Origin of the sequence: Sphingobium fuliginis (genome assembly GCF_015074805.1) — a bacterium.
Classification (GTDB): Bacteria; Pseudomonadota; Alphaproteobacteria; order Sphingomonadales; family Sphingomonadaceae; genus Sphingobium; species Sphingobium fuliginis.
On the sequence record NZ_CP060035.1, the window covers coordinates 2,024,222 to 2,036,981 of the forward strand.

Below are 12,760 nucleotides of genomic sequence, written 5' to 3' on the forward strand. Positions count from 1 at the left end.
CATGCCTTTCCCGCGAGCCCGAGAAGCCTGGGAAGCGCGGTCCGAAGGGTTCACGCTTAACCCGCCTCTTCGAATGCCGGAACTGGACAATGGCGCACGCCCGCCTTGCCGCGGTCAGAAATTCTTGGTCAGTCTGGCGCCAAATGTGCGCGGATTGCCTACAAAGCAGCGCAGGCCTGTTCCCGTGGTGGGGTTGCGCAAGCCCAGCGGCGCATCGAACACCTGCACGGCGATGTTGGTGCAATAGCGCTTGTCCGCGAGATTGTCGCCGAACAGAGCGATCGACCAATTGTCGTCGCGGCCGAACAGCGTGGCGCGGGCGCTGAGCAAGGAATAACCCGGCTGGACCGTGTACGGGTTTCCGTCGATCGTCGTGCCCGCATAATATTTGGTCGTATAGGATATGTCGCCTCGCAGGCTGATCCGCATGTCTCCGCCGACCGGCGCGGAATATTCGACGCCGCTCGTGCCCGCGAGCTTGGGCGAGAAGGTCAATGGAAAGCCGCTCAGATCGTGCGTGGCTGGCGTGAAGCCGGGAATGTTGGGCGCGTTGGGATAGGATTTGAACTTTGAGTCGAGATAGGCGATCCCGGTGTTCAACTGAAGACCTTCGACCGGCCTGACGGTCAGTTCGGCCTCGATGCCTTGCTGGCGCAAGGAACCGACATTCTGCACGACCGGCGTGATTCCGAAGAGCGCGCGCTCCTGGAAATCGTCCACGTCCATCCTGAACGCGGTGGCGTTGAATGTCAGGACGCGATCACGGGTCTGGAACTTGAAACCCAATTCATAATCCTTGACGATCTCCGGATTGAAGACCCGAAGCTGGCCCAGGGCGGCATTTGAGTTGCCGGAGTTGAACCCGCCGGACTTGAACCCGGTCGAATAGGTTGCGAAGAGCATCAATTCCCTGCTTGGACGCCAGGCGAGATTCGCCCTGTAAGTCCAACGGCCTTCGGCGTAAGACAATTTCGTCGTTTCGTTGGTCTGAATCGAAGCCGCCGCGGGATTGAAATTCCTGCCTATGAAGCTTCCGTCCTTGTCATCATGGGTGTAGCGCGCGCCCAGCGTCAGATCGAGCGACGGCACGATCTTGAAGCTTCCCTGAAGATAGCCGGCGAAACTCGACGTCCTCTGGTTGAAGACGAACAATGCCGCCGGATTCCGAGGGTTCGCAAGGCAGGCCGCCGTCGCGGTCGAAGGCGCGACAATCCTGCAGAAGTCCGGCGACAGGTTGAAATTATAATTGATCCGCAAGTCTTCATGATAATAATAAACGCCGCTGACGAAGCTGAAACGGCCGCCCAGCAGATCTGTGGGGGAACTCAGCTGCAACTCGTGCGCGTTGCTCTTGCTTCGCCAGAAATTGTCGCGGGCGAGCAACAGGATGGGAAGGAAGGATCCGTCGCCATCCTGTTCGAGATTGTTCCAGTCTCGATAGCTGTCGGTCAACTTCACGGCGAAATCGCCCAGCTCCAGATCGAATTGGCTGGAAACGCCCCAATGCTTCGAATCCACATGATTGCCGGCTGTGTACTGGTTGGTGGTGCGATCGTCCCGGTCGAGATCGGAAGGCGCGCCGATCCGCGCCGTCAGTGCCGCCAGCGTCGCCGGCGTCAGACTCTTGGCGATCAGGGGCGTATATTGCCATCCCCCGCCCCGCGTGAGCGTATAGTCGCCACGGCCCGTCCAGGTCAGCTTATCCGACAATCTCGCGCGCAGCGTCGCGCGCCCCGCGAAATTGTCGACACCGCTTCTGCCGCCAGTCCCCGTGGTCTTCCAATAGCCGTCGAAAAGCTGCGCGAGACCGGCAACGCGAAGCGCGACGTCCTGGCCGAGCGGCACGTTGATCGCGCCGTCCAGCCGGTACCGGTCGCCGGTGCCGGCCTCTACGCCGACATTCCCTTCGAACCGGTCGCTCGGCGCCTTGGTGCGGATGTTCAGCGCGCCCACGGACGCGTTACGGCCAAAGAGCGTCCCCTGCGGGCCGGACAATATCTCAATGGCGTCGAGGTCGAGAAGCGCCCCGTACATCGCGCCCGGGCGTGCGATATAGACCCCGTCGACGAAGGTGGCCACGCTGGGTTCGATGGCGCTGTTCCCGAGCGAACCGAGTCCGCGGATCGACAGGCGCACCCCTGATGTCCCCGGTCCATTGCCTCCCTTCAATGTTGGCGCGATGCGCGGCAGATCCTGCAGCGTCTGAATATTGGCTTTCGCCAGGCGTCCGCTGTCGAGGTTCGTAATGGCGATGGGTACGTCCTGCAGCCGCTCCGATCGGCGTTGCGCCGTGACGATGATCTCGCCTGCGTCGGCGACCGCATTCCCTGTAGCCGAATCGACTTGCTGGGCCAAAACAGCGCCTGGCGTAAGGCAGGCCAAAGCGGCACTCGTAAGATAGAAACTGCTGCGCATCTCATCCTCCCCTCGCGCGCGGCATCCTGTCCGGGCGCGGTGTTTGGACGGTTCAATAGGCAGTGTTGCTCGCGACGGGACGATTGCTTTTTGCGGGTTTAGATAGGCGGCAGGCATCGGGCGCCGCAGAGCGACATCTTTCACCCATTGCGGCTGATGGCAAAAGGTCTTCCAAAGGAGAGACTTGATGACGCAACTGGATCGACGCACCGTGATAGCGGGAGCCCTGGCGGGACCGATCATCAGCGCCGAGGGCGTGCGGGCGCAACCGTCCGGAACGCCTCTGATTGCCACGGAAGAAGCCTATGCGACGCCGGAGCTTATGGCCGCGTTGGACGCCGGACCTCCCGGAATGACTGAAGCTGAGAAGACCTATACCGCTCTCTTGCGCAGCGGAACCGGCGCCGGAGCGTCGGAGCTCAATCGCAAGCTGTGCAGCGTGGAGGCGCGCCTTGCGGAAATGGACGCGAACGGCGTCGATATGCACCTGTTGAGCATCACGATTCCGGGTCCGCAAGCCTTCCCGCCAAAGGAAGGCGCGCGCGTCGCCCGTTCCCTGAACGATGGCCTTGCCGCGATCATTCGCGCCCATCCCACGCGCTTTGCAGGGCTGGCGGCGATAGCGCCTCAGGACCCGCAGGCATCGGTCGCGGAGATCGAACGCGCTCGGAAGGATCTGGCGCTCAACGGCGTGATCATCAACTCGCACAGCTTTGGCGAATATTTGGACGAGCCGAAATTTAGACCCATTCTCGCCGCGCTCGAAGCGCAGGACATGCCACTCTACCTGCATCCGCGTTCTCCGTCGCAGGCGATGATCGGACCCTATGAGAATTACGGGTTGAGCGGCGCCCTGTGGGGATATGGCGCCGATGGCAGCCTGCACCTGCTTCGCATGATATTCGGGGGCGTGTTCGATGAGTTCCCCCGGCTGAAGGTGGTGCTGGGGCATATGGGAGAAGGAATCCCCTATTATTTCACGCGCATCGACAATCGTTATCGCAATCTCATGGCGCGAGGAGGGGAGAAGCTGGGCCTCAAGCCGCTGAGGCAACTTCCCAGCCAATATTTCAAATCGAATGTCTACATCACGACAAGCGGAACCTTCTCCCACAAGGTGCTGGCCTACTGTCTGGACATTTTGGGTGCGGAGCGAATCCTTTTCGCAATCGACTATCCTTATGAGCGCAGCGATGAAGCCGTGCGGTTCATCCGCTCGGCTCCGCTGTCGCCAATCGATGCAGAGCATATCTGCTTCCGCAATGCGCAGACATTGTTCCGTATAAGGAACCCGGCGCTGCCCAAGATTTGAGCCTGCGCGGGTTCCCTTCGTGCACCCTGGGCCGCGTGTACAAATTAGGAATGCCGGGAAATGGCCAATTCAGGACCTTCCCCTCCCGCAGGCGCGAGGGGGTTAGGGGGGGGCGCGAGCGTAGCGAGCTTCTGACTTAGCCGTTGAAAATTAACGCTGATGTCGCGCCAGCCCACCCCCTAGCCCCCTCCCGCCTGCGGGAGGGGGAATGTCCTGATTCCACCCGGATCACTCAGTCCCGCGGGTCTTGAATTTATCCACGTCGCCTAGAGCCCCAAATTGCGCCGGTGGTAATTATGCCCTGCCTTGCGGGTCAGGTCGCAGAGCCTTTCGGCAAGCGGAGTCAGCGGCACGTCCGCGCGACGGACGATACAGATCGGCGCCGCATAGAGGCTGTCAACGAGGCCGATCGTCTGCAAACCTTCCCTGCTGGGCGCAAAATCGAGCCACTGCATCGGGAGCACCGTCAAGAGATCCGAATTGGCGACCGCAAGCAACGTCATCAGCGCGGACTGGCAGTGGACGACAACCTCCGGCTCCGTCAGGCCCGCATTTTCGAACATCGTCTCAAACTCGACTTCGCCATATTGGGTCGAGAAGGAAGGGCGGACCCACTGGGCATCGCGCAGTTCCGCGAGCCTTGTCGCGTTAGCCAATGGATGACCCTTTCGCGCGACGACCATTCGCTTGTTGTCGAAAATCTTTTCCACCAGCAAGGTGGCGGCGGACAGATGCTCGTCCAGCGGCCCTACGTAAAAGTCGATTTCACCGGTGAGGATGTCATGTTCGATCGGCTGGAAGAGGCTTTCGGTGAGTTTCAGCAGGGCACGGGGATAGCTTGCCCGAAACGGTCCGAGAATGGACGGCATCAGCGCCAGGCCGGACGCGGAGGACAATGCCACCGAAACTTCCCCGACGAAATTGCCCTTGGCCTGCTCCAACTCCTCATGCGCGCGCCGAAGTTCGGACTGCATCGCCAGCGCGCGGCGCACGAAGAGCTTGCCGAGGGGGGTCGGCGAAACGCCATTGGCATGGCGCGTGAAAAGCGAGACGCCAAGCTCATTCTCCGTATCGCGTATGCTTCGCGTGATGGTGGGCTGGGTGATGCCCAGCCGGCGGCTGGCCGCGCGCAGGCTTCCGGCTTCGGCGACGGCGACGACGTCGCGGAGATGACTAAGCTTCATGCATATCCTCCAGCAATGCCTGATTCGATCATAATGTCAGGCTGCAATAGGTGGGAGGCATCGTATGCGCGGGGGTTGCGGCGTTCAAGCGTTCATGTCAGGCGTAGTCGCGCTGCCTGATGCGCAGAAGCAGGACAGCCGCGAGCAGGGCCGGCATCGCCATGACCAGGGAGACCATTGCGCGCTCATGTCCGAGCGAGAACAGCAATCCGCCCAGCGCGGGTCCGAGTGCGCTCCCGAACCGTCCAACCCCGATGACGAAGCCGATGCCTGAGGCACGCGCCGAGGGAGGAAAGTTTCGCGAGAGAATGGCGTACAGGTTGACCATGCCGCCTATGGTGCTGGCGCCGACGAGGACGGACATGGCGACGAGGACCGGCAAATCCATGGGGACCACGCCGAAGAGCACGATGGCCAGGCCGGTCAACGTGACCGCGGCGATCACGACCCGCTTGAGCCCAAGCCTTGGCACGAGAAACGCAAAGGCGGAACCGCCCAGCACGCCGCTGACGCTCATCGCCGTGGCGGCCAGCGCCGCCTGAGAGACGGTGTGCCCCGCGCCGGTAATCAGCGACGGCACCCAGCTCTGGATATAATAAAGGGAAAGCGTAAACAGGAAAAAGATGGCCGCGGCGGCGACCGTTGCAGGGAGTTCGGCTGGGGTCAGCAGCAGGCGGATCGACCGACGCCGCGCCCGGGGGCGAATGGCGTCGGGTGCGACGCTAGCCGGCTGGCCGCACCGATTGAGCAAATGGTTCAGCCGCGTCTGCGTCGCCGGCCCGCCCCTCGACAGAATGCCGACGATCGACTCGGGCAGCCAGAGCAGGACGATCGCCAGCATGACCATGCCAAGACCGCTCGCTACCAGGAAAAGCGCCCGCCAGCCCAATAGCGGGATCATCCACGCCGCCAGAATGCCGCTCACGATCGCGCCGGCGGGCAGGCCGAGATTGACGATGGCCACCGAAATGTCCCGCCGCTTCGCATTGGCATATTCGGCCGCAAGCGGGTTGATGACTGCCGCCATCGTGCCGACGCCCAGGCCGGTAATCAGACGCGACCCGATAAGGTCGAAGAGATTGCCCGCGAGCGCTGTCCAAAGCGTGCCGCCGATCATCATCAGCAAGCTGAACAGCAGCGGGCGGCGCCGCCCATAGATGTCGGCGAGCGGCGAGAGAAAGAGCGATCCCAGCGCCATGCCGGCCAGTGCCGCCGCCAGAACAAGCCCGATGGCGGCCTTGCCGATCGCCATCTCTCGACCGATGACCGGCGCTGCGAAAGTGATCGCGAACAGATCCAGTCCGTCGAGCGCGCACATCGCGGTCAGCGCGAGGATGGAGAGCTTTTGCACCCGATGCATCGGAGCATCGAGAAACGCCTGCCAGAAGCCGGGCAACGCGTCGGGAGAATCCGATAAGTCGTTCACTCCGCACTTGCCCCGGCGGCTGCCGCGTCGTCGGACGCCGGGGATAGGCCGGCGGCATGGGCGAGCACGTCGCCCGCCGGCCATATGTCACCCCGCCAGGCGACATGCTGGTCGGGCCGTATCAAGGCCAGCCGCCGTTCATAGAGCGCGGCCACCCTGGGCTCGTCGATTGTCACGATCTTGAGAGGAATGCCGGATTTCGCGGCGTCATTCTCCGCCTCGCGCGTATCCGCGCCTCCGAAGGCGATAAGGGTGAAGCCGGCGCCAAAATGATCATAAAGCGACGAGCCGTCAGAGAGCCATGCATGCGGAGCCAGGCTGCCGGGCGCGGCGCTTGGCGTATAATCGAGCGACAGTCGCCAATCGGCTCCCGTGCCGTCGTCCCGGATGACCGGCGATCGCCAATAACGAAGGCCAAGCACGACACCGAGCGTGTAAAATTCCCTTGGCTTGGTCTGCGCGATCAGGTCGGACACCTCACGCCGGACGGCATCGCCATCCGGGCCCTCATCCTCTATCCCGCTGCGGAATAGATTGCCCGGTTGAGTGCCGTGATTGCCTTCGGCTTCGTCCAACACGATTTCGTGGATCAGTCGCCGTTCGGCCTCATAGCTGTCCAGCAGGGCTGGACCGCCCCATCCTTGCAGCGCGGCCGCAAGCTTCCACCCCAGGTCGACGCCGTCCGCGACCCCCATGTTCATCCCGAAGCCGCCATAAGGCGGATGAAGATGGCAGGCATCGCCCGCCAGGAAGACGCGCCCGTCGCGATATTTGTCGGCAAGAAGGCGGCTGGCGACCCACAGGTCGGAACTCAGAATTCGGTAAGGCAGGTCGATCCCGGTCGAACGCTTGATGAGGTCGAGCGCCTCCTCATCGGTAAACATTTTTTCCGGCGGCAGACTCAAAGGCATGAAAAACCACAGATCGCCTTCATCCATGGGACCGATCACGCTCGGCACATCCGGATTGACCTGCCAATACATGATTCCTGGCCCGTGCCGATGCGCGTCGGCGAGACCCGGGGCGCTGAAGATGATATTGTAGTTGCGCGAGAGGCCGTACCGCCCTTCCATCTTCGCCCCGATCGCCTCACGCACGGTACTGCGCGCGCCGTCGGCTCCGACCAGATAGTCCGCTTCGATCACATGCTCCTCGCCCGTATCGACGGCTTTGACGGTCACCCGGACCGCCATGTCGTTCTGCTCGAAGGAGATGAATTCGCAACCATGCGCCATGGTGACGCAATCGATGGCGAGAAGGCGTTCCCTGAGGACGGACTCGAGCTTGTATTGCGGGATCCATTGCCCATGCTCGGAATAGCGCTCGTCACGCTGCGGCGAACCCTGCATCGCATTTTCGAAGCGGGCCAGCGGATAGCCGTTCAGCCGGGTAACGAAATGCACATCCGTGGGGTAGTCGATGCCGAACGGCGAAGCCTGGGCGAGGGCATCGGCAAGTCCCCAGCGACGCAACAGCTCACGCGTCCGGACATGCGTGGTCTTGGCGCGGGGGGCGTGCCCGCCCCTCGACTCCCGCTCGATGAGCAGACAGTCGATGGAGCGCATGCCAAGTTCGAGTGCGGTGGCGAGGCCCGTTGGACCGCCACCGACAATGACGACACGAGGGCGCTGGGCGGAGAGATCAGGGGAAGGGTTTTTCGTTTTCATGAACCGACGCTACCGCGTCCGATGACGCATCGAGATATGGCAGAAGATAAAGAGTGATGCCTGGGAACTATCGAGCGGAATGCCCTTATGCCGGACGGGGAATATTTCGGCCGACAACGCTTGGTCTGCACCGTCAGAAGCTCATCAATGGCCCAGGCAAAGCGTTGCAGCGGTTGCCATGGCAAACCGCTGCGCTGGCCTGAATTGCTGACCTGCCGCATGTTGGAGGATTGAGCCGGTCCCGCTTGCAATCCTTGCCGGTTGCGCCGTCTGCCGACGGCACCGTCCCATGCTATGGGGCGGACACGACATTCTCGATAGCGCCGATCTTGTCGACCTCGCATCGTACGACATCGCCCGGCTTAAGGAAGCGGGGCGGGTCCATCGCGACACCAACCCCCTCTGGCGTGCCGGTCGCGAGAATATCGCCCGGCTCCAGCGTAAAGGCCGTCGAGAGATAGGCGATCTGTTCCCAGATATTGTAAATGAGTTCGTTGCTATTGCTGTCCTGCCGAACCTCACCGTTGACCAGGCACCGGATGCGCAAGTCGTGCGGGTCGGCTATTTCATCGGCCGTGACGATCCAGGGGCCTATCGGTCCGTGGGTATCGAAGGACTTCCCGACCGTGAAGGTCGGCGAATGAAACTGCCAGTCTCGCGCAGAGACATCGTTTACGACGACATAGCCGAACACGTGCGACCGGGCCGCACTCGCGGCGACACCCTTGGCGGCCGTCCCGACGATCACTCCCAATTCGACTTCATAATCCAGCTTTTCCGTAACACCCGGATCGATCGGATCAAATGGCCCGGAAAGGCAGGTCGTCTGCTTGTTGAACCACAATTGCTGCTTGGGGGCCGGAATGCCGTGGCGCTCGCCCTCTTCCGCATGCTTGCGATAGTTCATGCCGATCGCAAGAAATTTGCCGGGCCGTTCGATTGGGCAGACGAGTTGCGCATCGGACAGGGGGATGGAGGGCGTTCTGGACGCGACAAATGCAGCAATATGGCCCAGCGCCGTCTCGCCGCCGGCGACGATTGAAAGCATCGTGGGGTAGTCGTGCAGCTCCGCCAGCGGGACGATGCCATCATCCTTCAGCACGCCCAGGCCGATGCCGTTTGCCGATCTGTACCGTAATAATTTCATGTCGAACCTCTCTCATATCTGGGGCCGTACAAGGGCCTGCCATTGTCCCCTTCGTGAAGGCGCAGCGTCGTCCGTGCTTCTTCCCTTTCGACATCGACTAAGGCACCGCTTCACGGTCTCATGTCAGCCCGGCATCGGCGTTGCGGAGCGGAGCGGCTAGATAGAGGAATAGACCAGGTGATAGCCGTCATGCATCAGAGCAGGCGGTGAACAGCGCCGGCTTTGCCCCATGCTTCGACTCTTGAGCAGATGGGGCCGATATGAACCTTCTTCTCGATGGGCCGGAGGGCCAGCAGGGTTTCCAAAGGCTGGATATCCGAGATGAGACGCTTGCAAAGAACCGGGAAGTCCAGCTTAATAAACCATCGCCGTTCGAAAAGCGCAGGCTTGGCAAGCCCTTGGCTTTCCTGCTTCTCCAGCAACAATGGCTTGACCAAGCTGCTGCAAGAACCCTGCCCCCTCCGATCAATCCTCCGCTTCGCGCCGCGCCTCCAGTTCAGCCAGCTTTACCGGATCGTCGGATGCCAGTGCTTCTTCAAGATGGAAACCGCGCGATATATTGAACACCAGTTGTTGAGCTTCGCCGCTATATTCTGGAGCAATCACCGGGAATGCATCGACCAACTCCCGAAGAAATCCCTTGTCCAGGGCTTGAAGATCGTTTGCCAGATCCTCCATCATCTGAACCGCCATATCTGGGGCCAGCGCTTCGTCACCGGTCAGGTTTAGAAATAATATAAAGTTGGCGATGATACGCGCAATCTGTGTGACGATCATTGCTTCGCCACCCTCACCTGATATTGGTCACGTTCATCTTCCTGAGCAGCTTGAGAGCGGCGATCTTCTGCTTTTCGTTGGGAACCTCCCATGTTCCAATAAGGCGATGGTGCGCTAGGACTTCGGACTGCCGCAATAACTGAGCTCGCTGGCTTGGGAAGGTCCACAATAGCCAACTTCCGGTCAATCAACCAGTCACCCTGAATGCCGTCAAACTTCACCGGTCGTGCCGAGCCAAGCCATCCGGCATCGTTCGCATTAAAGTCGGCGCCTGGCCAGGCCGGGCCCCCGTCGCGGAATCTTTGTATCGTTTCGCCGGAGTGTCGCGACCGAGATTTTCCTTCACCCAGCCGATCTGCGGCGGGTCATAAGTGACGCGGGGAACTGCCGCGCGAAGGCGACGCAATGCGGAAACCTTGCCGAGGGCCACGCCCGGCGCGGTTGCCAGGGCGGCGCTGCCGGCGACCGATCCGGCCGCACGGCCGATCTCGCGCGCCGAAGCATTGGCGACCGCGTCGGCCGCACGGGAGGCCTGGACCAGAGCCGGCGTATCTTCGGCCGCTATCGCCGTATCCTTGGCACGATCCGGTAGACGGCCGGTTTACCTATGATCGTCAACAGCGCGATCAACGACAAGACGGTCAGATGCTGGCTGTTCCACACCGGGCCCGCTGCACCGCCGCAACTCATGAATTGAAACATGCAAAAATGGATTTAATTCTTTTAATATCAGTATCTTTTGCCCAGCCTTTGTTCATGATGCTGTCGCGAATCAATTTTAATTGACTCGCGGCGTTCGCACCTTGTGCGTCTGCATCTAACAGGAGGGTTCATGTTTTCCATTCGCAGTAAAATAGCGAAAGCGTTCAGCGCGTCAGTAGCCATGATTGTTTCGGCCATGATGCCAGCTGCTGCACAGGCTGCGCAGCTTCAAACGCCTCTTATTCCCACCAACAACGCTTCGATCGTGCTCAATTACAATGACAGCGTCGTATCGCGTGATGGAAGATTCCGGTTCATTTTTCAGGCTGATGGAAACCTGGTTCTTTACCAGGGCACTACCGCTCTTTGGGACTCCGGGACGACCCCTCACCCATATACCGTGACGCAGCCTGGCGGACCTTACACGGGCGGTGGGTTTACGACCAACTTTATAACCTATGCGTGCATTGCGCAGTTTCAAGCTGACGGCAACCTAGTTGTTCTGGGTGCTTCGGGGCTTGCAGCCGCCGGAAATCCATGCCCCGGCAGATCACCCGCCGGAATGACGGTTTTGTGGAGCAGCAACACATATCCTTACCCCGGTGCGCGTTTGGAGGTTCAAGATGACGGCAATGTAGTCATTTACGACGCATCCCTTCGGGCGTGATGGTCAACCAGGACCTGCTGCCGGTAAGTAAAGGTAACGACGGACTTCAACAGGTGAGTGGAAGCAGCGTAGTCGATTAAATCAGTCGGACGCTGCTTTCACCTTTTTGCGCTTCGATTGATGAGCGGAGGATGGGATTGCGGAAAAAGATGTTGCATTGGCCAGCAATTGCTGCAGCAATCATAGGGATAGGTTCAGTGTCATGGCTTCTGCTGGTGAACGGGCAACGGTTGGACACCAAGGATCAGTTTAATCCGATACTTATTCCCGCCGGCAACCCTTCAGCCGCCCCCTCCGATTCTGCGGGCGACATTCAGACCGTTCCGCAAGTATTGCCTCAATCACCCCCTCTCGCCAGTTCAACCATACCGATCGATCAGACAGAACAACCACGCGTTGCAGAGCAGACGCGAGATCCTGAATGGGCCGGCAAGACCGAAAGCGATATCGGAAGCGCGCTTCACACAATACCCGCACTCGCAAGTTCGACGCCACTGGATGTCAGATGCGGCGCGACTGTCTGTGAAGCACGAGGGAAGTTGAGAACTGACGCCTCCGCATATAACCGCGCCCAGGCCGCTGAGTATTTGCGTGGCAGTGGGTTTGTCGATGCTCTGGGCAAGGCAAACGCCCTGACTGACAAGGTCGTTTTTTCCGAAGAAACAGGACAGTTTATCATCTACTTTTCCAGGGTTCGGAAATAGCGACAGTGGATGTTTCCTGATTTGCGTCAGCATCGCATATCCGAAGGAACTTCGCTCCATTTGTAGAGGCCGCCTCTATAAATGCAGGTGGTAGCGCGCCCAACGACCCCCGTCCGACATGGCGCCATGGCCGATGCAACCTTATACCGCCGTTGATCTGTCGCGCCTCGGCGCACGGGCACCGGCTCCCGTGGTGGCGCTACCCAGCGGTGGAGCCTGGACTTCGTCCATGATCAGCTGGCTACGGGACGCTGGTTCCGGGTGCTCAACATCATCGACGATGTAACCCGCGAGTGCCTGCGCGCGGTGCCGGACACTTCGATCCCGGGGCGTCGGGTGGTGCGCGAGCTCAGCGATCTGATCGCCCAACGCGGCAAGCCTGGGATGATTGTCAACGACAACGGCACCGAACTAACCTCGAACGCCGTCCTCGCCTGGTGCGGGGAAGTCGGGGTGGAATGGCACTGTATCGCCCCGGACAAGCCGACGCAGAATGGCCATGGCGAGAGCTTTAACGGCCGCATTTGCGACGAGCTGCTCAACGAGACCCTGTTCCTGAGCCTGGACCATGCCCGCATGGTGATCTTCGCCTGGGCAGAGGACTACAACCAGGAGAGGCCGCACTCATCCCTTGGATACCAAACCCCTGTGGCCTTCGCCGCTGAACTGCGCAGGCCATTGCTCAACCCGCGCTCATGCGCAACAAAGCTGCCCGGCTCCAACCCGCGCTGATGGAAACCTGGGGGTCACCTCAAGAGC

Annotated in this window: 10 protein-coding genes and 1 pseudogene; 4 read left to right on the forward strand and 7 right to left on the reverse strand. The window is 60.7% G+C overall.

What is annotated here, in order from left to right; genetic code table 11:
• Positions 1-114: 114 nt before the first annotated feature.
• Positions 115-2,355: a TonB-dependent receptor gene (locus tag H5V43_RS09730; RefSeq protein ID WP_025550290.1), complete on the reverse strand. Its 2,241-nt coding sequence runs from the start codon at positions 2,353-2,355 to the stop codon at positions 115-117.
• Between the two features lie 247 nt (positions 2,356-2,602).
• On the opposite strand from H5V43_RS09730, the gene H5V43_RS09735 reads away from it, so the two are divergent.
• Positions 2,603-3,727, forward strand: coding sequence for an amidohydrolase family protein (locus H5V43_RS09735; protein ID WP_193666646.1), 1,125 nt, complete (start codon positions 2,603-2,605; stop codon positions 3,725-3,727).
• A 266-nt stretch (positions 3,728-3,993) separates the two neighbouring features.
• Here the strand turns inward: H5V43_RS09735 and H5V43_RS09740 are convergent, their stop codons facing one another.
• From H5V43_RS09740 to H5V43_RS09765, 6 genes are all read right to left on the reverse strand, one after another.
• Positions 3,994-4,911, reverse strand: a complete 918-nt coding sequence (locus tag H5V43_RS09740) for a LysR substrate-binding domain-containing protein (protein WP_025550349.1) — start codon at positions 4,909-4,911, stop codon at positions 3,994-3,996.
• A gap of 97 nt (positions 4,912-5,008) precedes the next feature.
• A complete protein-coding gene (locus H5V43_RS09745) occupies positions 5,009-6,421 on the reverse strand; it encodes an MFS transporter (RefSeq protein ID WP_128830811.1) in 1,413 nt (470 codons plus the stop codon).
• Positions 6,334-8,004, reverse strand: coding sequence for an FAD-dependent oxidoreductase (locus H5V43_RS09750; RefSeq protein ID WP_025550345.1), 1,671 nt, complete (start codon positions 8,002-8,004; stop codon positions 6,334-6,336). The genes H5V43_RS09745 and H5V43_RS09750 overlap by 88 nt, the downstream gene beginning before the upstream one ends.
• A 292-nt stretch (positions 8,005-8,296) precedes the next feature.
• On the reverse strand, positions 8,297-9,151 hold the full coding sequence (locus H5V43_RS09755) for a fumarylacetoacetate hydrolase family protein (RefSeq protein WP_025550343.1): 855 nt from the start codon (positions 9,149-9,151) through the stop codon (positions 8,297-8,299).
• 194 nt (positions 9,152-9,345) lie between these two features.
• The gene (locus H5V43_RS09760) at positions 9,346-9,588 is read right to left on the reverse strand and encodes a hypothetical protein (RefSeq protein ID WP_025550341.1); all 243 of its coding nucleotides are present in this window, start codon (positions 9,586-9,588) and stop codon (positions 9,346-9,348) included.
• A 28-nt stretch (positions 9,589-9,616) separates the two neighbouring features.
• Entirely contained in the window at positions 9,617-9,928 is a 312-nt protein-coding gene (locus H5V43_RS09765) for a hypothetical protein (RefSeq protein ID WP_025550339.1), read from the reverse strand.
• Positions 9,929-10,760: 832 nt separating this feature from the next.
• Here H5V43_RS09765 and H5V43_RS09770 point away from each other — a divergent pair.
• The 3 genes and pseudogenes from H5V43_RS09770 to H5V43_RS09780 all read left to right on the forward strand — a co-directional run.
• Positions 10,761-11,297: a hypothetical protein gene (locus tag H5V43_RS09770; protein ID WP_128830810.1), complete on the forward strand. Its 537-nt coding sequence runs from the start codon at positions 10,761-10,763 to the stop codon at positions 11,295-11,297.
• Between the two features lie 131 nt (positions 11,298-11,428).
• Positions 11,429-12,001, forward strand: a complete 573-nt coding sequence (locus H5V43_RS09775; protein ID WP_146001615.1) for a hypothetical protein — start codon at positions 11,429-11,431, stop codon at positions 11,999-12,001.
• Between the two features lie 198 nt (positions 12,002-12,199).
• Positions 12,200-12,670: pseudogene (locus H5V43_RS09780) on the forward strand (integrase core domain-containing protein); the annotation flags it as partial.
• Positions 12,671-12,760 lie beyond the last annotated feature (90 nt).